Source organism: Umezawaea sp., from assembly GCF_057122925.1.
Genome location: NZ_DBNGPQ010000159.1, coordinates 13,342 through 34,232, shown reverse-complemented (window position 1 = coordinate 34,232; position 20,891 = coordinate 13,342). Strand labels below are relative to the sequence as shown.

Below are 20,891 nucleotides of genomic sequence, written 5' to 3'. Positions count from 1 at the left end.
AGCAGACCGCGCGGGACGACGGTACCGACCCGCTCACCCGAGCTGGACGCCCACGATGCAGGCGTCGTCGTCGGTGTCGGACTCGCTGCGGACGAGCAGGTCGTCCAACCGCTGCTCCAGCGACCCGGTGAACGCCGCGGACGTGGTGAGCAGCCACCGGACGCACTCGTCCAGGTCCTGGTCCCGGCGCTCGATCAACCCGTCGGTGTAGAGCAGGAGGGTGTCCTCCGGCCGCAGTTCCACCCGCCGCTCCTCGTAGTCGGCCTCCGCGAGCGCGCCGAGCATGACCCCGTGCGGCACGGGCAGGGCGGTCGCCTCCCCGTCGCGGACCAGCACCGGCGGCGGGTGGCCCGCGCGGGCCCACCTCAGCACCCCGGCGGCCGGGTCGTACAGCCCGCAGACGGCCGTGGCGAAGATGTGGTCGGTCAGGTGGTGGGCGACGAGGTTGAGCCACGTCAGGAGCTGGGCGGGACCGGCGCCGGTCGCGGCGAGGCCGCGCAGCGCGTTGCGCAGCACGACCATCCCGGTCGCGCTCTTGATGCCGTGGCCGGTGATGTCGCCGACGGACACGAGGATCTGCTTGGACGGCAGGACGGCGGCGTCGTACCAGTCGCCGCCGACGAGGTGCTCGATCTCGGCGGGCCGGTAGCGGGCGGCGATGCGCAGGTCGAAGGCGTCGATCGTCGGCTGGGCGGGCGGCATGATCGCCCGCTGGAGCCGCAGCGCCAACCGGTTCTGCTCGGCGGCCTGCTGCTCGGAGTGGGCGAGCTGGTCGCGGGTGGCCGACAGCGCCACCTCCGTCCAGTGCTGGGCGGAGGCGTCCTGGTACGCGCCGCGCACGACCGCCACGCGGCCCGCCCGGTCGAGCACGGGTTCGGCGATGACCCTGATGTGGCGGGTGATCCGGTCGGGGCGGCGCAGCCGGAACGCGGTCGACGCGGGCTTGCCGTGGTGCAGCACGGTGCGCAGGAACCCGTGGAGCGCGGCGGCGTCGTCGGGGTGGGCGTGCGCGGGCAGGTCGGCCAGCGGGACCGGTCCGGCCGCGGTGGGCAGCCCGAAGAGCCCGAACAGCTCGCCGTTCCAGGTGATCCGGCCGGAGGCCGTGTCCTGCTCGAAGCCGCCGATGCGGCCGAGGCGCTGGGCGTGGCGCAGCAGGTCGACCAGCAGCGCGGTCTCGTCCCGCACCCGCCACACCAGCAGCACGGAGTCGCCGTGCCTGCTGATGCCGATGTCCGCGGTCACGGTGAGCGGGACCTCCTCGAACCGCGCCGTGAGGACCATCCGCTCGGCCCGGAACGGCTCGCCGGTCGCGTAGACGTGCTCGACGGCGGTGAACAGGCCTTCCCCGGCCTCGGCGAACGGGTACGCCTCCAGCAGCCCGGCCCCGGTGAGGGACTCGCGCGACCGGCCTGCCAGGTCCTGGAAGCGGGGGTTGAGGTGGTGCAGCCGGAAGTCGGCGAGGGCCCCGCCGGTCAGCTCCGGCCGCAGGACCAGCGCCGGGTCCAGGAGCCCGTCGGCCAGGGCCACCAGCTCCGCGAGCCGCGCCGCGTCGTCCTGGCCACCGGCCGTGCCCGCCTCGGCGTCGCTCTCCAGCGCGTGGGCGCACAGCTCCCCCAGCGCCTCCACCTGGCGCCGGACCCGCGGTGGCTGCGGCGGCAGCGGACGTGGCCAGCAGACCTCCAGCACACCGAGGACCCGGCCGCCCACCACGGCGGGCAGGACGACCCGGCCGCCGGCCAGGTGCCGGTGGCCGATCGACGGCAGTCCCGACGCGGCCAGGTCCTCGATCCACACGGCGTCCCGCTCGGCGAGCGCGCGCCGGGCCGCCGTGGCCACGTCGGGCGGCACGGAGCGCCACCCCCCGGTCTCCTCGGCGGTGAAGCCCGCCGCCCCGGCCAGCGCCAGTGAGGAGTCCGCGCCCACCGACCAGATCGCCACCGCGGTGGCGCCCAGCGGGGCGAGCGCGTGGTCCAGCAGCGACCCGGCCACGCTCCAGCCGTCACCCGCGGCGAGGGCTCCGCTCTCGGCGGTGCGCAGCCGCAGGGAGACCGACCCGGACGGCTCCGGCCCGGTGAGCGCGTGGTCGAGGGGTTCCGCCGTGGTGGAGGAGGGCCAGTCCCGCGCCACCTCATCCACGACATCCGCCGCCTGCCCCACCTCCGACCCGGCCAACACCCGGTCGACAAGCTCCGCCGCAGCCGGGGAAAACCGACCCCGCGCCGCCTGGTCGACGACGTCCGCCGCCAGTTCGAGCTGCGACACGCCTGCCCGCGCGGAGAGGTCGGCGAGCTGCCGGGCGGCCTGCGCGGGGCCGCACCCCAGCCGTTCGACCAGGACGCCCCTGGCCAGCTCGACCACCGCCCGCCGGTCGGCCTCGGCCCGCGCCCGGCGGACCTCGGCCGAGAGCCGCTCGACCGCGGCGGCCATCCTGCGCAGCGCCGTCCCCTCGCCCGCGGGCACCTGCCCGTCCACCGGACTCCCTCCGCGCCCGCGGCTCAGGTGTCCAGCCAGCGCTGGATGCACGCCAGCAGGTCGTCCGCGTCCACCGGCTTCGTGACGTAGTCGTTGGCGCCGGACGCCAGGCTCTTCTCGCGGTCACCCGGCATGGCCTTCGCCGTCACGGCGATGATCGGCAGGCTCGCCAGCTCGGGCATGGCCCGGATCGCGGACGTGGCGGCGTAGCCGTCCATCTCCGGCATCATCACGTCCATCAGGATCAGGTCGACGGGCACGGGCCCCGACAGCGCCTCGACGGCCTCCCGGCCGTTCTCGGCGTGCACGACGTCCACGCCGTGCAGCTCCAGGATGCTGCTGAGCGCGAACAGGTTCCGCGCGTCGTCGTCGACGATCAGCACGGTCCGGCCCGCGAGCTTCCCGTCGCGGCGCCGGGGGACGGGGTCGGGCCGTTCCTCGGTGCGCACGAGGGGGAGCACGTCGCCGGGTTCCTCCGCGGTGAGGTGCAGGGCGATGCGCTCGCGGAGTTCGTCCAGGCTGGACAGCAGCTCCAACGGCCTCGTCGCGGTGCGCGACCGGAGCCGTCGCTCCTGGTCCGGGTCGAGGCGGCGGTTGTTGTGCGCCAGCACCGGGACGCCGTGCAGACCGGCGTCGCCGTCCATCGCCTCCAGCAGGTCGAGCGCGACGCCGTCGGACATGTCCAGCTCCAGCACGACGCAGTGGCACGCCCGCGCGGCCAGCGCGGCGGCGGCGTCCCGCGCCCCGACGGCGGTGACGACCTCCACGGGCCCGCGCGGGTCGTGGCTGTCGGCGAGGTCGCCCACGGCGCTCTCGGCGACCAGCGAGAGCAGGCCGCGCGCCCGTTCCTCCACCACCAGCAGCCTGCGCTGGTGGTGCGCGGCCACCTGCCTGCCCGCGAAGCCCGCGGCAGGCCGGGGTTCCGCGGCGCGCGGGTGCGGCGGCGCCTGGAAGTCCGGGCGCGCCACGGGCAGGTACAGGGTGAAGGTGCTCCCCCGGCCCGGTGTGCTCTCGGCCGCGATGGCCCCGCCGAGCAGGTAGGCGATCTCCCGGCTGATCGAGAGCCCCAGGCCGGTCCCGCCGTACTTGCGGCTGGTGGTGCCGTCGGCCTGCTGGAAGGCACCGAAGATCGACTCCAGCTGCTGCTCGGCGATGCCGATGCCGGTGTCGACCACGCGGAACGCGATGGCCGACCCGTGGTGGCGCACCGACGCGGGCAGGTCGGCGGAGTCGACCGGTTCGATGCGCAGCTCGACGCTGCCGGTCTCGGTGAACTTCACCGCGTTCGACAGCAGGTTGCGCAGCACCTGCCGCAGCCGCGAGTCGTCGGTCAGCAGCTCGCCGGGGACGCCGGGGGCGGTGGTCACCTGGAACCCCAGGCTCTTCTGCGTGGTCAACGGCCGGAACGTCACCTCGACGTAGTCGAGCAGCCTGCGCAGCGGCACCTGCTCCGGCGTGATGTCCATCTTGCCCGCCTCGACCTTCGACAGGTCGAGGATGTCGTTGATCAGCTGGAGCAGGTCCGACCCGGCGGAGTGGATGATCTCCGCGTACTCGACCTGCTTGGGGGTGAGGTTGCGGCCGGGGTTCTGGGCGAGCAGCTGGGCCAGGATCAGCAGGCTGTTGAGCGGGGTGCGCAGCTCGTGGCTCATGTTGGCCAGGAACTCCGACTTGTACTTCGACGCCAGCGCGAGCTGCTGGGCGCGGGCCTCCAGCTCCTGGCGGGCCTGCTCGATCTCCAGGTTCTTGGCCTCGATGTCGCGGTTCTGGGTGGCCAGCAGCGCCGCCTTCTCCTCCAGCTCCGCGTTGGAGCGCTGGAGCTCCTCCTGGCGCACCTGGAGTTCCCCCGACCTGGCCTGGAGTTCCGCCGCCAGCCGCTGCGACTCGCCGAGCAGCTCGTCGGTGCGCGCGTTGGCCACGATGGTGTTCACGTTGACGCCGACGGTCTCCATGAGCTGGTCGAGGAAGTCCCGGTGGATGGCGGTGAACCGGTGCACCGACGCCAGCTCGATGACGCCGAGCACCTGGTCCTCCACGACGATGGGCAGCACGACCAGGTTCGCGGGCGCGGCGCGGCCGAGCCCGGAGGACACGGTGACGTACTCCGCGGGCACGTCGTCCACCGCGATCGTGCGGCGGCTGCGCGCGGCCTGGCCGACCAGGGACTGCCCGAAGCGGAACCGGGTGCGGCTGTGGTCGTCCGGGCGGTCGGGGTGGCCGTAGGAGCTGATCAGCCGCAGCTCGGGGTCGTCGGGGCTGTCGTCGGCGAGGTAGAAGCCGCCGTACTGCGCGGACACCAGCGGCGTCAGCTCGTCCATGATCAGCTCGGCGACGACCGCGAGGTCCCGGCGCCCCTGCATCAGCCCGGAGATGCGCGCCAGGTTGGACTTGAGCCAGTCCTGGTCCTGGTTGGCCTTGGTGGTCTCGCGCAGCGACCCCACCATCGAGTTGATGTTGTCCTTCAGCTCGGCGACCTCCCCCGAGGCCTCGACCGTGATGGAGCGGGTCAGGTCGCCCTCGGCGACCGCGCTCGTCACCTCGGCGATGGCCCTGACCTGCCGGGTCAGGTTGCCCGCGAGCCCGTTCACGTTCTCCGTCAGGCGCTTCCACGTGCCCGACACGCCCTCGACCTCGGCCTGACCGCCCAGCCGCCCCTCGCTGCCGACCTCGCGCGCCACGCGGGTGACCTCCGCGGCGAACGCCGAGAGCTGGTCGACCATCGTGTTGATGGTCGTCTTCAGCTCCAGGATCTCGCCGCGCGCGTCGACGTCGATCTTGCGGGTCAGGTCGCCCTGCGCGACGGCGGTCGTCACCTGGGCGATGTTGCGGACCTGGTTGGTCAGGTTGCCCGCCATGAAGTTGACGTTGTCGGTCAGGTCCTTCCACGTGCCCGCCACGTTCGGCACGCGCGCCTGGCCGCCGAGGATGCCCTCGGTGCCGACCTCGCGGGCCACCCGCGTGACCTCGTCGGCGAACGCGGACAGCGTGTCCACCATCGTGTTGATCACGCCCGCGAGCGCGGCGACCTCGCCCTTGGCCTCGACGGTGATCTTCTGCGACAGGTCGCCCCGCGCCACCGCCGTGGCGACCTGGGCGATCGACCGCACCTGGCCGGTCAGGTTGGAGGCCATCACGTTGACGTTGTCCGTCAGGTCCTTCCACGTCCCCGAGACGCCGCGCACGGTGGCCTGCCCACCCAGGTTGCCCTCGGTGCCCACCTCCCGCGACACGCGCGTCACCTCGTCGGCGAACGCCGAGAGCTGGTCCACCATCGTGTTGATGGTCTCCTTCAGCTCCAGGATCTCCCCGCGCGCGTCGACCCGGATCTTCTGCGACAGGTCGCCCCGCGCCACCGCCGTCGTGACCTGGGCGATCGACCGCACCTGCGCGGTCAGGTTGTCGCCCATGACGTTCACCGACTCGGTGAGGTCCTTCCACGTGCCCGACACGCCCTCGACGTCGGCCTGACCGCCCAGCCGGCCCTCGGTGCCGACCTCGCGGGCCACCCGCGTCACCTCGTCGGCGAACGCGGAGAGCTGGTCCACCATGGTGTTGATGGTGTTCTTCAGCTCCAGGATCTCCCCCCGCGCCGTCACGGTGATCTTCTGGCTCAGGTCGCCCCGCGCCACCGCCGTGGCGACCTGGGCGATCGACCGCACCTGCGCGGTCAGGTTGCCCGCCATGAAGTTCACCGAGTCCGTGAGGTCCCGCCAGGTGCCCGAGACGCCCTTCACGTCCGCCTGCCCGCCGAGGATGCCCTCGGTGCCGACCTCGCGGGCCATGCGCGTGACCTCGTCGGCGAAGCTGGAGAGCTGGTCGACCATCGTGTTGATGGTGTTCTTCAGCTCCAGGATCTCCCCCCGCGCCGTCACGGTGATCTTCTGGCTCAGGTCGCCCCGCGCCACCGCCGTCGTGACCTGGGCGATGTTGCGCACCTGGTCGGTCAGGTTGCCCGCCATGAAGTTCACCGAGTCCGTGAGGTCCCGCCAGACGCCGCCGACGCCGGGCACCTCGGCCTGGCCGCCCAGCCTGCCCTCGCTGCCCACCTCGCGGGCCACGCGCGTCACCTCGTCGGCGAAGCTGGAGAGCTGGTCGACCATCGTGTTGACGGTCTCCTTCAGCTCCAGGATCTCCCCGCGCGCGTCCACGTCGATCTTCTGTGAGAGGTCGCCGCGCGCCACCGCCGTGGCGACCTGCGCGATGTCGCGGACCTGGCTGGTCAGGTTGCCCGCCATGGCGTTCACCGAGTCGGTCAGGTCCTCCCACGTCCCCGACACGCCGGGCACCTGCGCCTGCCCGCCGAGCCTGCCCTCGGTGCCGACCTCGCGGGCCACGCGGGTGACCTCGGAGGTGAACAGCGACAGCTGGTCGACCATGCCGTTGAAGACCGTGGCGATCTCGCCGAGCAGCCCGTCGGCGTCGTCAGGCAGCCTGGTGCCGAAGTCGCCGTCGCGCACGGCGGTCAGGCCCGCCAGGAGCTGCCGCAACCCCGGTTGGTCGACCACGTGCTCCACGGTGCCCGGTCTGGAGGCTTCCGCCGCAACGCCACTCATTCCACCCTCGTTCCGCTGGACCTGGTCCGTGGCCGGGAACGCCGAGAGCCCCTCCGCGTCGGGGAGGGGGCTCGACGCCGCGTGCTGGTTGAGGTGTTCCCGCTACCGGGGCCGGAGACCCGGACGAGCGGTTCCGCCGCGGGGGGCGGCGGGCCGGTCATCCCCGGCCCGCTTCCCTGGCGGCGGTCTCCAGCCTGTCCCGGTACCCCGACCACCACCGCCGGTCGCCGGGAGGGAGGTTGCTCAGGTCCCTGCGGACGCCGACGGCACCGTCGACCAGTTCTCGGACGACGTCGGCGTGCCCGGCGTGCCGCGTGGTCTCGGAGACCATGTGCACGAGGATCTGGTGCAGCGTGACCCGGCGCCGCTCCTCGGGCCAGTGGGCCACCACACCGGGCGCGTCGAGCGCCAGTTCGGTGATGGTCGCGTCGGCGTGCTCGCACGCCCGCCGGTACAGCCCCACCACGTCCTCGCGCGCCTCGTCGGCGGTGGCCCACATGTCGGCGTTGGGTTCCGCGTCGTCCCGCAGCCAGGCGGGCGGGTCGGGGAACGGCCTGCCGAACGTCTCGCCGAAGTACCCGATCTCGCACCCGGACACGTGCTTCACCAACCCGAGCAGGTTGGTGCCGGTCGGGGTGAGGGGCCTGCGGACGTCGTACTCCGCGAGACCTTCCAGCTTCCAGAGGAGGGCGTCGCGAGCGACCCCCAGGTAGTGGTGGAGGTCCGACTTGGGATCGGGACCGGTCATGGTCGGCACTCCTTCGGTCCGCGACGCGGCGGGCGGGACGGCTACACGGAACGGAGGCCGGGGTACCGCCGGGCGGGTTGGGCGGGTTGGGCGAGCGCCTCCGCCACCGAGGTGTGGAGCCGCTCCTCCAGCCCCCTCCCCACCAGTGCCAGCACCCTGCTCACCCGCCGGGAGCCGACCACGCGGAGGTCGACGCCCCGGTGGAGCGCCGCCAGCACGCAGGCGATGCCGACGGAGTCGCAGAAGGTCACGCCGGTCAGGTCGAGGACCACGGCCTCGCCCGCGGCGAACAGGAGCAGGTGCTCGTCCAGCGCGCCCGCGGTGGTCGCGTCGAGCTCACCCGACGCGGTGACGATCGACGCTCGGGGAGTGCGGTCGACCTCCACGAGCACGTCACCCTTCGACCTGTTCAGCACGGAACGTCCCCTCTGCCCTGTGTGCTTCCGCGTGTCGGTGCGGCCGGTCCGGCCGTCAGTCGGGTCGGTGGGGCGGCACGCCCCGCAGTGGTGGGTAGGGCTCGCCGGGCGGGTGCCGCGGCTCGACCGCGGCCCTGGCCTCCCGGAGCTGGTCCTCCAGCGTCACGATGCGGCAGGCCGCGCCCAGCCCGGTGCCCCGGTCGACCAGCTCGCGCACCCGCGCGGCGAGGCGCAGCTGGTGGCGGGAGTAGCGCCGGTGCCCACCCGAGGAGCGCTGGGGTTCGATCAGCCTCGCCTCGTCCAGGCTGCGCAGGAAGCCGGCCGAGGTGTTCAGCATCTCCGCGGCCCTGCCCGTCGTGTAGGCGGGGTAGTGGTCGTCGTCGAACTTCTCGGCCACCGAGCGCAGGGTCGGGGCCTCGTCGTGGTTGTCGGGGATCATCGCGCCTCCGCCTGGCGGCAGGCTCGACGGCGGTGGCGGGACACCCCTCGGGGGTACCGGCGCCGCCGGGGTCCACGAACCTCGCCATCGACTTCCTCTCCTCCAGCGGTCAGAAGGGTACCGACAGCCATGCTCGAATGTCTACACCAGCCACCACAGATTTACTCATTCAGGTGAACGAGGCACGAGAGGGGTCAGTGGCCGACGGTGCCCGTCCAGTCGAGGCAGACCACCACCGCGTCGTCGAGCAGGTCGGTGCCCTCGTGGTACTCCAGCAGCTCCGTGATGATCGCCCTGGCGGCCTCCGGCGCGGGCAGGTTGCGCGAGTCGCGGATGATCCGGTCCAGGTTGGTGGCGCCGTACTCGCCACCGCGCGGCGAGCGGGCGGTGTGCACGCCGTCGCTGACCACGACCAGCCGGTCCCCCGGCTCGACGTGGAAGTCCTGCTCCTGGTACTCGGTGCTCTCGAACATGCCCAGCGGCATCTGCTCCTCGAACGGGACCAGCTCGACCCGGCCGTCGCGCAGCCGCAGCAGGTGGGGTGACCCGGCGTCGACGACCCCGACCCGGCCGGTCGACAGCTCGAAGCGCAGCAGCAGGGTCGCCACGTGCTCGGCCCCGCCGTACTGGGCGTACACGGCCTGGTCCGCCAGGCACGCCTGGTCGACCAGGCCGAGACCGGCCCGGCGGGCGTTGCGCAGCGCGCTGATGGCGAGGTTGGTGAGCAGGGCGGCCTGGATGCCGCTGCCCATGCCGTTGGAGACCGTCACGGTCAGGTGGTCGGCGGACGCGCTCCAGTCGAAGTTGTCGCCGCCGATCGTGTAGGCGGGTTCGAGCTGCCCGCCCAGCGAGTACTCCTCGCGGGCGCAGCCGCGGCCGGGCAGCAGCTGCCACTGCATCTCGGCCGCCAGGCTCAGCCGCTCCCGCCGCCGGGCGCGCAGGTACAGGTCGGTGTCCCGCTCGGCGACGACCAGCTCGTGGCCGAGCGCGGTCGCGAGGTCCTCCAACGCCCGCCTGGCACCGTCGCCCGGCACCTCCCGCAGCGTCACCACGAGCACGCCGAGCCGGTCACCGCGCACCGCCACCGGCACGTAGGCCGCCACGCCGTCGCCGGGCACCGGTTCGAGCAGCGTCCGCTGGGCGGTGAACGCGCGCCCGGCAGCGCTGGTGCGGATCGAGATCGGCTCGGCGGTGTGCGGCAGCCTGGTCACCGGCTGGAGCACGTTCAGGCGGTAGTCCGCGAGCAGCAGCTCCGACCCGGCGACGTCGAAGTCGCTCCGCAGCACCGAGTCGAGGACGTCCAGCAGCGCGTGGGGAGGACTGGCGCGCAGCGCCCGCTCGGCGCGCACCAACCGGTCGTCGGCGCCGCTCATGGTTGCCTCCAGGTCGTCGGCGCGCGGCCGTTCGGCCCGCGCTGCTCCGTGCACAGCAGGCTGACAGTACGGTCCGCACCGACGACAACCGTCGACGCCTCGACCCCGGGCTGTTCCGGCGGGCGGCGAGGTGCCAGAGTAGGGGCCATGACGAGCAGCCACGGTCGAGGTCCGCGCACCGCGGACGTGTCCTCGGCCGTGGAAGCCGCCGCCGAGGCGCTCACCGCGCTGTGGGACCGCACGCAGCGGACGCCGAAGACGCGGGTGTCCCCGTCCCAGATGCAGGCCCTGGCCATCGTGGAGCGCCACGGCCAGATCAACCTCAACGGCCTCGCCGCGGAGCTCGACGCCATCCCGTCCTCCGCGAGCAGGCTGTGCGACCGGTTGCAGGCGGCCGGGCTGCTGACCCGCGCGGCGAGCGTGCACAACCGCCGCGAGGTCATGCTCGCGCTCACCAGGGACGGCAGGGCCCTGCTGGCCGAGGTCGGCCGGAACCGCCGCCAGGCACTGGCCCTGATCCTCGGCGACATGTCGCCCGCGGGTCGGGAAGCCCTGCTCACGGGGCTGGCGGAGTTCAACGCCGCGGCGCACGACGCCACCTCGTGGGAACGGCGCGCCTGAGCGCTTTTTTGTCTTCCGACAAATGTTGCCGACGGTGAGCTGCGGAAACACCCGCGCACGGGTCGTTCCGACATCGAGAGCACCTGGGGCTCAGTGGAATTACCACCACCGGACGTGCATACTGAGGTCACAACGTTTGTCGTGGTGCAACGATGAAGTTGGTACCCGAGACGAAGGCGGCACGGACCCGTGACGATCCAGGACGTGCTGCCCACCGGACAGGTCCGGTTCTCCCGCTCCCACGACCTCCCCCGCGTCGACCTGCTCGGCGACATCGACCGCGCCGCCACGGCGCGACTGGAGCAGGCCTACCTCGAACTGGCCGCGGGAGCCCCGTCGCACGTCGTGGTCGACCTCGCGGGCGCGACCTTCTTCGGCTGCGCGGGCCTGACGTTCCTGGCCAGGCTGAACCTCCACCTCGGCTCGACCGGCCACCGCGTGCGGATCGTCGGCCCCCGCCGCGCCGCGGCGCGCGTGCTCAGCCTCACCGGCTTCACCTGGGACGTCGACCTCCCGGCCGCCACCGACCTCGCCCCCGTCTGACTAGGCCTCCGGCGCGAGGATCAGGCACGTCGTGGTGGCGTGGGCGACCAGGGCACCCCGCTCGTCCACGACCCGGCCCTCGGCGGTGGCCGTGCGCCTGCCCGCGTGCACGACCTTGCCCTCCCCCACGAGCCGCCTGCCGTCGGTGCGGGCGGACCGGATGTAGTTCACCTTCAGCTCCAGCGTGGTGTAGCCGACGCCGGGGGCGAGGGTGGAGTGCACGGCGCAGCCCATGACCGAGTCGAGCAGGGTGGCGGCGATGCCGCCGTGCACCGTGCCGAGCGGGTTCATGAAGTCGGGTCGGGTCACCAGCGACATCACGACGCGACCCTCCTCGACCTCGTCGAAGCTCATGCCGAGCAGGCGGCCGATGTGCGGCGCGTCGACGTCCTGGGTGCGCTGCGCGTGGCGCATCACGTCGAGGCCGGACAGCGCGGTGGGGTCAACGGTGGTCATGCCTCAACTATTATCATGGTAGTTGCACTCCGGGAAAGTCCGGACCGAAAGCCCGAGGAGGCCCGCGGTGGTCCAGCACGTCAGCTTCGCCGACGCGAACTGCCCGATCGCCCGCAGCCTGGAGCACGTCGGCGAGTGGTGGAGCGTGCTGGTCCTGCGGGACGTGTCCGCGGGCGTCACGCGCTTCGCCGACCTCCAGGCGAACCTGGGGATCTCCCCCGGTTCGCTCAGCCGCAGGCTCAAGGGACTGGTCGCGTCCGGCCTGCTGGAGCAGCGCGTCTACGCCACCGGCCCGACCCGGCACGAGTACGTGCTGACCGCGAGCGGGCGCGACTTCCTGCCCGTGCTCGCCGCGATGGCCGCGTGGGGGCACCGGCACTTCGGCCCCGAGCGGCCGTCGGCCCGCCTGGTCGACCGCGCCACGGGCCGGACCGCGCGCCCGGTCGTGCTCGACGAGAAGACGGGCAAGCGGATCACCGGCGAGGACCACGGCTTCGAACCGGCCTGACGACGTCTGGTGCGGTGGCCACGAACCCTTGCCGGGTTTCGTGCCGTTCAGGGCGATTCATCGTGGCGCCGCCTCCCCCGCGCCCGCCGGCGAAGAGGCATCGGCACCGCTCTCGCACCGGCAGTACGGGGGCGTGGGGGCGGTGCCGCGAGGGATCCACCCGAGCCGCGCGAAACCCGGTGTGGACTGCGGCCACCGCACTAGGGTGGCGCTGTGCGCGTCCTGTTCACCAGCCTCGCCTCCGTGGGCCACACCTACCCGCTGATCCCGCTCGCGGTCGCCGCGCGCGAGGCGGGCCACGAGGTGCACTACGCCGTCGGGGACGCCGTGCACGCGCCGCTGGCGGCCAACGGACTGCGCCCGTTCCGACCAGCCGATTCGTTCTACGAGATCTACGCGGAGGACCTGGAGCCCGAGCTGGCTCGGCTGGAGCCCGACCTCGTCGTGCACGAGTGGGGGCTGCCCGCGGGAGCCGTCGCCGCGCGGCGGGCGGGCATCCCCGGCCTGTGGCACGGGTTCGGCCGCATGTTCCCCGAGGGCATCGGGCTGGAGGTGCCCGCGCCCGGTGCCCCGCACCTGGACATCTGCCCGCCGTCCTTGCAGGACGAGGGCTTCCTCGCCACCGCGGACCGGATCGCCCTGCGGCCCGTGCCGTACTCGACGCCGAGCGGGTGGACGGCCCCGAGCGGGTCGCGACCGCTGGTCTACCTCACGCTCGGCACGGCGTTCGGCACGGCGGAGTTGCTGACCACGGCGGTCCGGGGCCTGACCGCGCTGGGCGCGCGGGTGGTGGTCGCCACGGGTCGGGTGCCGGTGCGGGAACTCGGCGACCTGCCGGACGGCGTGACCGCGGAGGCCTGGGTGCCGCAGGCCGACCTGCTGCCGAACGTCGCCCTGGTCGTGCACCACGGCGGCAGCGGCACGACGCTCGGCGCGCTCGCCGCCGGCGCGCCCCAGCTGCTGCTCCCGCAGGGGGCCGACCAGTTCGCCAACGCCGACGCGGTCGCGGCGGCGGGCGCCGGGCTGAGCCTGCACCCGACCGAGGTGAGCGCGGACGCCGTCACCGACCACGCCCTGTCCCTGCTGGGGCGCGCGGGCCACCGCGAGGCCGCCCGCGCGGTCGCCGAGGAGATCGCGCTCATGCCGTCACCGGCCGAGGTGGCCCGCCGCCTGCCCGACCACGTCTGAGCCGACCTGCCCGCGCCGCCGACCGGTGGCAGACTCGGGATCATGAGCCCACGTGAGGACGAGGTCGCGTCCCGAGCCCACCTGCTGCCCGAGGAGGAGTCCGCGGGCGGGAGCGCCGATCCCCGCGCGCAGGCCGAGGCCGTGCTGCGGGAGTCGGAGGACCGGGGCAACGCGCTGCTCGCGGTGCCCGACGGTGAGCAGGGGCCGGTCCCGGAGGACCCGGCCGACCGCGAGCACCGCCGCTCCGAGGAGACCACCTGAGTCGAAGTCGTTGACCCGCAACGACTTCCGGCGGTTGACTGCGGCCGGTGGCCGTGCCACGTTGCGAGGATGTTCGAGCACGTGGTCGTGATCGGTGCGGGTGTGTACGGTGCCGCGGTGGCGGCCTCGCTGACCCGGCGCGGCGCCCGCGTCACGGTCGTGGACGCGGGCGCGCCCGCGGGCGGCACCTCCGGCGCCACGTTCTCGTGGACCAACTCGTGCGGCAAGCAGCCCAGGGCCTACCACGACCTCAGCGTGGCGGCCATGGAGGCCCACCGGCGGCTCGCGACCCTCGGCGACTGGTACCACGAGGGCGGGAACCTGGAGTGGGCCGCCGACGAGGCCGGGGCCGAGGAGCTGCGCCGGAAGGTCGCCGGGCTGCTGGACTACGGGTACGAGGCGCGCTGGCTCGACCGGGCGGACGTGCTGCGCCTGGAACCGGACCTCGACCCGGCGCGGGTGCCGGAGGACGGGATCGCCTACTTCCCGCGCGAGGGCTGGATCGAGCCGACCAGGCTGGTGGGCCACCTGCTCGCGGCGGCGGTGTCGCGCAGCGCCGAGGTGGTGCGCGGCGACGCCGTCACCGGCGTGGAGTCGAGCGCGGGGGCGGTGCGCGCCGTCCGCCTCGCGTCGGGGCGCCGCCTCGCCGCGGACGCGGTGGTGAACTGCGCGGGCCCGCGGGCGGCGGAGGTCGCCGCGATGGCCGGTCTGGCGCTGCCGATGAACAACACCCGCGGCGTGCTGGTCTGCACCGCGCCGGTCGCGGTGTGGGTCTCCCGCGTCGTGCACGCCCCTCGGGTGCACCTGCGGCCCGACGGCGCCGGGCGGCTGCTGCTGCACAGCCACGAGGGCGACGGCGCGGTGCGCGTGTCCGACACCGGCGAGGTCACCGTCGACCGGTCGGCGGTCGACGACGTGCTCGTGGCGGGCCGCGCGCTCTACCCCGGACTGCGGGACGCGGCCGTGGAGAGCGTGCGGGTGGGCGAGCGGCCGATCCCCGGTGACGGCCTGCCCGTGCTGGGCCGGGCGCTCGCGCTGCCGAACTTCCACTTCGCCGTCTCGCACAGCGGTGCGACGCTGAGCGTGCACGCGGGAGACCTGGTCGCCGCCGAGGTGCTGGGCGAGGACCAGGACGGGGCGCTGGAACCCTTCCGGTTCGAGCGCTTCTGATCCGCTCGCGGTGCCGGACTCCACCCTTTCGAGTGGACAACGGCACCGTCGCAACCGGACACCCGCCGCCTGCCCGGTGGACCGGCCCGAACGGCGGTAGGGTCGCCACGATTCGTTGATCAATTCGGAAGAGGCTCAACACGTGGACACCTTGCAGGCGGGGCAGAACCTCGCGGTCGGCCAGCAGCTCGACTCGGAGAACGGGTACTCGCTCGTGCTCCAGTCCGACGGCAACCTGGTGCTGACCGACGGCGGCGAAGTGGTCTGGGCGACCGGCACCAACGGTTCCGGCGCGACCAGCGCCACCCTGCAGGACGACGGCAACTTCGTCCTCTACACCGCGTCCGGCACCTCGGTGTGGGCGAGCGACACCAGCGGCAACCCCGGCTCGCGCCTCGTCCTCCAGACCGACCGCAACGTGGTGGTCTACAACAGCGGCGGCTCCAGCACCTGGGCGTCGGGCACCAACACCGACGACCCCCGCCCCGTCCCCGCCCCGGTGGCCGTCGAGACCCCCGCGCCCGCGCCGGTCGAGCAGGCCCCGGCCGCCCCGGCCCAGCAGACGTGGACCGTCGACCCCGGCGACACCCTGTGGGCGATCGCGGAGAAGGCCTACGGCGACGGCAACCAGTACCAGCGCATCGCCGAGGCCAACGGTCTCGACAACCCGGACCTGATCCAGCCCGGCCAGGTCCTGGTCATCCCGGCCTGATCGCACAGCACTGTGGAGCTTCCGCACGGCGGAAGCTCCACAGTGGACGTTTCCCTACCTCGGCCCGTCCTGGACGGTGATCGCCCCCGCGGGGCACACCAGGGCCGCGTCGCGCACCGCGGCGTGCCCGGCCGCCGGGGGCGCGGGGTCGAGCAGGAGCACGGTGCCGTCGTCGTCCTGGTCGAACACCGCGGGCTCCGTCAGCACGCACATGCCCGCTCCGACGCACCGCCCCCGGTCGACCTCGACCCTCACGGCGCGTCCCAGGTGACCGGGAGCCGGTGCGCGCCCAGGATGTCCACACCCGACCGCAGCGGAACGTCCTGCGGCGCGACGGCCAGGCGCAGGCTCGGGAAGCGGGTGAACAGCGCGGGCAGGGCGACGCGCAGCTCGACCCTGGCCAACTGCTGGCCGAGGCACTGGTGGATGCCGTGGCCGAACGACAGGTGGCCGGTGGCGCGCCTGCCCAGGTCGAGCCGGTCGGGCTCGGGGAACTTCGCGGGGTCGCGGTTGCCCGCCTCGACGGAGAGGGTGACGGTGTCGCCCGCCCTGATCAGCCGCCCGTCCAGCTCGACGTCCTCCAGCGCGACGCGGACCATCGTGTGCGCGATGCTCAGGTAGCGCAGCAGCTCCTCGACCGAGCGCTCCGGGTCGGCGTGCAGCAGGGCGACCTGGTCGGGCGTGGTCAGCAGCGCGAACGCTCCCAGCGCGATCATGTTGGCCGTGGTGTCGAGGCCCGCTCCCAGCAGCAGGAACGCGACGTTCGTCAGCTCCTCGACGGTCAGGTCGGTCCTGGTGAGGTCGCTGAGCAGGTCGTCGGTCGGCGCGGCCCGCTTCGCGAGCACGAGGTCGTGCAGGAAGCCGCCGAACGCCGTCACCGACGCCGCCTGCTGCTCCGCCGTGGCCTCGAAGTCGTTGAAGACGGCCGTGTGCTCCAGGAAGAAGTCGCGGTCGGAGTACGGCGCGCCCAGCAGCTCGCAGATCATCAGCGCGGGGATCGGCTGGGCGAACGCCGTCACCAGGTCGGCCGACGGGCCCTGCCGCTGCATGGCGTCGAGGTGCTCGCGGGTCACCTCGTCGACGCGCTCGGCCAGCAGCCTCATGCGCCGGACGGTGAACGCGCCGGTGAGCAGGCCCCGGTAGCGGGTGTGCTCGGGGGCGTCGGTGTTGATGAACATGCCGGGCGGGGAGGAGGGCAGCGGACCGTCCATCCCCTCGCGGGGCACCGGGCTGTGCATGAGTTCGGTTCGCGAGCTGAACCTGCGGTCGGCGAGGACCGCGCGGACCGCGGCGTGGCCGGTGGCGAGCCAGCCCCGGTGGCCGTCGGGGTAGAGCATCGGGCGCAGCGGCTGCTCGTCGCGCAGGGCCGCGAGGTCGGTGGGCGGGTCGAAGGGACAGCCCGCGGGGCGGGTGGTCGGCATCGTCACGGTGTCGTCGAACCGGGTCATGCTGTTCTCCCCCGAGGAGTCTGGTCAGTTGGTGCGGTTGTAGAGCTTCTTCGCCCACAGGTAGCCCCCGAGCGCGATGGCGGCGCACCAGGCGACGGCGAGGTAGACGCTGCCGCCGATCGGCGTGCCCAGCAGGAGCCCGCGGAGCGTTTCGATGACGGGCGTGAAGGGCTGGTACTCGGCGAACCACCGCAGGCCGGTCGGCATCGAGTCGGTGGGTACGAAACCGCTGCCCAGGAAGGGGAGCAGGACGAGCGGCATCGGGAGGTTGCTCGCGGTCTCGACGCTGTCGGCCACCAGACCGAGGGCGACCGACAGCCACACGAGGGCGAACGTGAGCAGCGCGAGGACCCCGACCACGGCGAGCCACTCCACCGGCGTCGCGGTGGGGCGGAACCCGATCAGCAGCGCGACGCCGAGCACGATCACCATGCTGATCAGCGTCTGGACGACGCTGCCGAGCACGTGCCCGGTCAGCACCGACGCGCGGGAGATGGCCATGGTCCGGAACCGGTTGACGATGCCCTCGGTCATGTCCATGGCGACCGAGATGGCCGTCCCCTGCGCGGCGGAGGCCACGGTCATGAGGATGACGCCGGGGACCAGGTAGTCGATGTACTCGGCCCGGCCGCCGGACGGGCCGCCGATGCCCGCTCCCAGCGCGCCGCCGAGGACGTAGGCGAACAGCAGGAGGAACACGACGGGCATCCCGGCGAGCATGAACGTCAGGGAGGGGTAGCGCTTCATGTGCCGCAACTGCCGTCGCAGCATGGTGGCGGAGTCCGCCAGGACGTGGGTGCTCATTTCGCCAGCTCTCTCTCGTGGTCGGGCTTGCCGGTGATGGCCAGGAAGACGTCGTCCAGGTCGGGGGTGTGCACGGTCAGCTCCGCCACCTCGACGGCGTCCGCGTCGAGCCGGGCGAGAAGGCCGCGCAGCGAGGCCACGCCGCCGTCGCTGGGCACCCGCAGGACCAGCGCGTCGTCGTCGCGGGGCACGTCGCCGAGGCTGCGGACGGCCGTGTCCAGAGCGGTGGCGTCGGCGAAGCGCAGGCTGATGTGGCCTCCGGGGACCAGTCGCTTGAGCTCCTCCGCGGTGCCCTCCGCGACCAGCTTCCCGTGGTCCAGCACCGCGATCCGGTCCGCGAGCTGGTCGGCCTCCTCCAGGTACTGCGTGGTGAGGAAGATCGTCACGCCGCCCGCGACGAGTTCGCGGATCATCCGCCACATGTCGCGGCGGCTGCGCGGGTCGAGCCCGGTGGTCGGCTCGTCGAGGAACACGACGCGCGGGTCGCCGACCAGCCCCATGGCGAGGTCCAGCCTGCGGCGCATGCCGCCGGAGAACGTGGAGGCCTGCTTCGTCGCCGAGTCGGTCAGGTCGAAGCGCTCCAGCAGGGTGGCGGCGCGCTGCCTGCCCGCGCGCTTGCCGAGGTGGTGCAGGTCCGCCATGAGGACCAGGTTCTCCTCCGCGGTCAGGAGGTTGTCGACCGCGGAGAACTGGCCGGTGACGCCGATGGCGGCGCGCACGGCGTCCGGGTCGCGGGCGGGGTCGTGGCCGCCGACGGAGATCAGTCCGCCGTCCGCGCGGACCAGCGTGGACAGGATCTGCACGGTGGTGGTCTTGCCCGCCCCGTTGGGGCCGAGGAGGGCGAAGATCGTGCCGCTCTGGACGTGCAGGTCGATGCCGTCGAGGACGAGCTTGTCGCCGTAGGACTTGCGCAGTCCGGAGACGACGATCGCCGCGGGGTTCGGGTTCACGGTGTACCTCTCGGTTTCTCTCGCGATCAGGAGCGGCGGATGGTGACGTCGCCGAAGGAGGTCGCCGCGCGCACCTCGACGGTGTCGCCGCGGTCGGGGCGCTCCCGCGACTCGTCGAGCGAGTTGCGCACGCGGCCCTGGGAGGTGTTCACGTCGAGCCAGGCGGCCGTGCCCTCGGCGACGCCGACCTCCAGGTCGCCCGTCGAGGTCTTGAGCACGATCGAGCCGCGGACCACCTCGTCGACGCGGATGGTGCCGTTGGCCGACTTGGCGTCGACCCCGCCCGCCGCCGCCGCGACGGTGATGTCCCCGTTGGACGAGCGCACCCGCAGGTCGCCGCCGACCCGGCCGATCGTGGTGGGGCCGTTGGAGTTCTTGACCACGGCCTCGCCGTCGACCCGGCCGATGCGCACGGTGCCGGACGCGGTGGAGACGTCGGCGGTGCCGGTGACGGCCTCCACGGTGACGTGGCCCCCCGAGGTGCGCAGGTGCACCGGGCCCGCCTGGTCGACCTCGATGTGCCCGGAGCCGGACTTGAGCCTGCACTCCCCCAGCTCGCCGGTGACGCGGAAGTCCCCCATCCCGGTGTCGCCGCGGAGCGTCGAGCCCGTGGGCACCTCGACGTGAACCTCGACCGACCACTTCGCCCGGACGTAGGACAGGCCGCGCGGCTTCGGCGTCTTGACCAGCAGCTTGCCGTCCGCGAACTCGACGCGGGTCTGCTCGGCCGCCTCCACGTCCTTCGCCTCGCGGGCGTCGGCGGGCAGCACCTCGACGGTGGTGTCGGTGCGGTCGGTCGCGGTGACGCGCACGTCACCGGAGAAGACGTCGATCGTGACGTCGACGGGAGCGGGGGTGTCGAAAATGGGCATGGCTGTCCCCTGTGATGGTGTCGGTGTGGTGTTCTGCCTGGTGGGAGGGTTACTTGACCCAGCCGGTGAAGCGCTGCTGACCGGGCTTGCCGCCCCCGCCCGCCTCGCGCCCGCGGTCCTGGGCAGGCCGGTGGAGCGCGGCCGACGCGGCTCGGACGAGCCACGCGTTCACCGAGCGGCCCTCCTTGGCGGCGGCCTCCTCGATGGCGGCCTTGAGCTGCTCGGGGAGCCGGACGTTGATCCGCGACGTGGCGCCGTCCTCGATCACCGGCACGTCCTCGACCTGCGCCGGGAGGGTGCTCGGTTCGGGCTGGACGTCCGCGGGCTGGTCGGGTGCGGGGAGGGTGACGACGAAGTTCGGGTCACGGCCGCGCAGGCGCAGCTCGACCGACCCCGGTGCCAGGTCGAGGGTGATCTCGTCCGCCGCGGCGGACAGCGTCTCCAGCAGGGTCAGGCGGATCGCCGACTCCAGCGACCCGCTCAGGCGCTCGACCAGCGCGCGAGCCTCGTCGCCACCGGTTTCGGCCAAGACCGCCAGTTCGCGGCCGAGGTTCTCGACGTGCGTGCTCAAGTCCATGGCACAACTCTGACACATCGATGGCACCAACGCAAGCCACTCTGGCACCACTTTGGCACCATCGATGCCCTCAGAAAAAGAAAGTCCAGGTAGAACAGGGTGAGCCACAGTGGCTCAGTAGGTGCCACCGAGCTTGCGGTGGTCCCAGCTCGTCGCGCTCGTCGGTGTGAACCGCAGGCCGACCCGCTTCGCGGCCTGGGCGCGGATGAACGCCTCCACCTCCGGACCGTCCTGCCCCGCGTAGCGGGCCGACACCGCCAGGCCGATGGCGACCACCGCGTCCGGATCGGTGACCAGCTCGACGTCGCACTCCAGCGCCACGCCGCGCAACTGGTCGTAGGCGTCCCCCGCCTCGACCTGGAGGGTCGCGAGCGGCGAGCGGCGCAGGTTCGCCACCTTCTGCGACCGCCCGTACGTCCACCCCTCCAACACGTCGTCCCGCCGCACGAACCACAGCGGCACGAGGTGGATCCGGCCACCGGGGTTGGTGGTGGCGACGGTGACCACGCGCTCCTCGTCGAGGAACGCGCGCACCTCCGCACGGCTCATCCTGATCTGCTCTCGGCGCGACACCGGACCGATGCTAGTGCCGCGACCCGCACGACCGAGGTGACCAATTCCCTTTCCGCCGGACTCGGCCGGCGCGAAAATGCGGAATGAGAGGACAATTCACAATTCCATCCGACCCCGAGAAAACCTGCTCCATACGAGTGAGTGCACCACGTAAATCGACCACGGAACGCGACCGAAAAGAGTATAAAAAAGTTCGAGTGCCGGAAC

Annotated in this window: 21 protein-coding genes; 7 read left to right on the top strand and 14 right to left on the bottom strand. The window is 72.9% G+C overall.

Annotation, left to right across the window (positions count from 1 at the left end; all coding sequences use genetic code 11):
* Positions 1–33: 33 nt before the first annotated feature.
* From AC156L_RS36250 to AC156L_RS36225, 6 genes are all read right to left on the bottom strand, one after another.
* Positions 34–2,472: a SpoIIE family protein phosphatase gene (locus AC156L_RS36250; RefSeq protein WP_330878790.1), complete on the bottom strand. Its 2,439-nt coding sequence runs from the start codon at positions 2,470–2,472 to the stop codon at positions 34–36.
* Between the two features lie 23 nt (positions 2,473–2,495).
* Positions 2,496–7,025, bottom strand: coding sequence for a HAMP domain-containing protein (locus AC156L_RS36245; RefSeq protein ID WP_484407673.1), 4,530 nt, complete (start codon positions 7,023–7,025; stop codon positions 2,496–2,498).
* 157 nt (positions 7,026–7,182) lie between these two features.
* Entirely contained in the window at positions 7,183–7,773 is a 591-nt protein-coding gene (locus tag AC156L_RS36240; protein ID WP_330880125.1) for a DinB family protein, read from the bottom strand.
* A 41-nt stretch (positions 7,774–7,814) separates the two neighbouring features.
* Complete coding sequence (locus AC156L_RS36235; RefSeq protein ID WP_330880123.1) at positions 7,815–8,189, bottom strand: STAS domain-containing protein; 375 nt, start codon at positions 8,187–8,189, stop codon at positions 7,815–7,817.
* 55 nt (positions 8,190–8,244) lie between these two features.
* Positions 8,245–8,628 (bottom strand): MerR family transcriptional regulator, encoded by a 384-nt coding sequence (locus AC156L_RS36230; protein ID WP_330880121.1) that lies wholly within the window; start codon positions 8,626–8,628, stop codon positions 8,245–8,247.
* Between the two features lie 194 nt (positions 8,629–8,822).
* On the bottom strand, positions 8,823–10,001 hold the full coding sequence (locus AC156L_RS36225; protein ID WP_484407671.1) for a PP2C family protein-serine/threonine phosphatase: 1,179 nt from the start codon (positions 9,999–10,001) through the stop codon (positions 8,823–8,825).
* 147 nt (positions 10,002–10,148) lie between these two features.
* Between AC156L_RS36225 and AC156L_RS36220 the strand changes: the two genes are divergently transcribed.
* Both AC156L_RS36220 and AC156L_RS36215 read left to right on the top strand, forming a co-directional pair.
* On the top strand, positions 10,149–10,622 hold the full coding sequence (locus AC156L_RS36220; protein WP_330880117.1) for a MarR family winged helix-turn-helix transcriptional regulator: 474 nt from the start codon (positions 10,149–10,151) through the stop codon (positions 10,620–10,622).
* 189 nt (positions 10,623–10,811) lie between these two features.
* A complete protein-coding gene (locus AC156L_RS36215; RefSeq protein WP_330880115.1) occupies positions 10,812–11,165 on the top strand; it encodes an STAS domain-containing protein in 354 nt (117 codons plus the stop codon).
* On the opposite strand, the gene AC156L_RS36210 is transcribed toward AC156L_RS36215, so the two are convergent.
* On the bottom strand, positions 11,166–11,621 hold the full coding sequence (locus tag AC156L_RS36210) for a PaaI family thioesterase (protein WP_330880113.1): 456 nt from the start codon (positions 11,619–11,621) through the stop codon (positions 11,166–11,168).
* A gap of 67 nt (positions 11,622–11,688) precedes the next feature.
* On the opposite strand from AC156L_RS36210, the gene AC156L_RS36205 reads away from it, so the two are divergent.
* The 5 genes from AC156L_RS36205 (at position 11,689) to AC156L_RS36185 (ending at position 15,460) form a co-directional block, all read left to right on the top strand.
* Positions 11,689–12,129, top strand: a complete 441-nt coding sequence (locus AC156L_RS36205; protein WP_330880111.1) for a winged helix-turn-helix transcriptional regulator — start codon at positions 11,689–11,691, stop codon at positions 12,127–12,129.
* A 213-nt stretch (positions 12,130–12,342) separates the two neighbouring features.
* Entirely contained in the window at positions 12,343–13,317 is a 975-nt protein-coding gene (locus tag AC156L_RS36200) for a glycosyltransferase (RefSeq protein WP_330880108.1), read from the top strand.
* 42 nt (positions 13,318–13,359) lie between these two features.
* On the top strand, positions 13,360–13,578 hold the full coding sequence (locus AC156L_RS36195) for a hypothetical protein (RefSeq protein WP_330880106.1): 219 nt from the start codon (positions 13,360–13,362) through the stop codon (positions 13,576–13,578).
* A gap of 69 nt (positions 13,579–13,647) precedes the next feature.
* Positions 13,648–14,748, top strand: coding sequence for an NAD(P)/FAD-dependent oxidoreductase (locus AC156L_RS36190; protein WP_330880104.1), 1,101 nt, complete (start codon positions 13,648–13,650; stop codon positions 14,746–14,748).
* Between the two features lie 142 nt (positions 14,749–14,890).
* Entirely contained in the window at positions 14,891–15,460 is a 570-nt protein-coding gene (locus AC156L_RS36185) for a LysM peptidoglycan-binding domain-containing protein (RefSeq protein WP_330880102.1), read from the top strand.
* Between the two features lie 54 nt (positions 15,461–15,514).
* On the opposite strand, the gene AC156L_RS36180 is transcribed toward AC156L_RS36185, so the two are convergent.
* The 7 genes from AC156L_RS36180 to AC156L_RS36150 all read right to left on the bottom strand — a co-directional run bounded on the left by AC156L_RS36180 (position 15,515) and on the right by AC156L_RS36150 (position 20,684).
* Positions 15,515–15,715: a ferredoxin gene (locus tag AC156L_RS36180; RefSeq protein WP_330880100.1), complete on the bottom strand. Its 201-nt coding sequence runs from the start codon at positions 15,713–15,715 to the stop codon at positions 15,515–15,517.
* Positions 15,712–16,908, bottom strand: a complete 1,197-nt coding sequence (locus AC156L_RS36175; protein WP_330880098.1) for a cytochrome P450 — start codon at positions 16,906–16,908, stop codon at positions 15,712–15,714. The genes AC156L_RS36180 and AC156L_RS36175 overlap by 4 nt, the downstream gene beginning before the upstream one ends.
* Before the next feature lie 24 nt (positions 16,909–16,932).
* Positions 16,933–17,712, bottom strand: coding sequence for an ABC transporter permease (locus AC156L_RS36170; protein ID WP_330880096.1), 780 nt, complete (start codon positions 17,710–17,712; stop codon positions 16,933–16,935).
* Positions 17,709–18,662, bottom strand: a complete 954-nt coding sequence (locus tag AC156L_RS36165) for an ATP-binding cassette domain-containing protein (protein ID WP_330880094.1) — start codon at positions 18,660–18,662, stop codon at positions 17,709–17,711. Before AC156L_RS36165 ends, AC156L_RS36170 begins: the two co-directional genes overlap by 4 nt.
* A gap of 26 nt (positions 18,663–18,688) precedes the next feature.
* Positions 18,689–19,534, bottom strand: coding sequence for a DUF4097 family beta strand repeat-containing protein (locus AC156L_RS36160; RefSeq protein ID WP_330880092.1), 846 nt, complete (start codon positions 19,532–19,534; stop codon positions 18,689–18,691).
* A gap of 49 nt (positions 19,535–19,583) precedes the next feature.
* Entirely contained in the window at positions 19,584–20,111 is a 528-nt protein-coding gene (locus tag AC156L_RS36155; RefSeq protein ID WP_330880090.1) for a YlcI/YnfO family protein, read from the bottom strand.
* 114 nt (positions 20,112–20,225) lie between these two features.
* On the bottom strand, positions 20,226–20,684 hold the full coding sequence (locus AC156L_RS36150) for a pyridoxamine 5'-phosphate oxidase family protein (protein WP_330880087.1): 459 nt from the start codon (positions 20,682–20,684) through the stop codon (positions 20,226–20,228).
* Positions 20,685–20,891 lie beyond the last annotated feature (207 nt).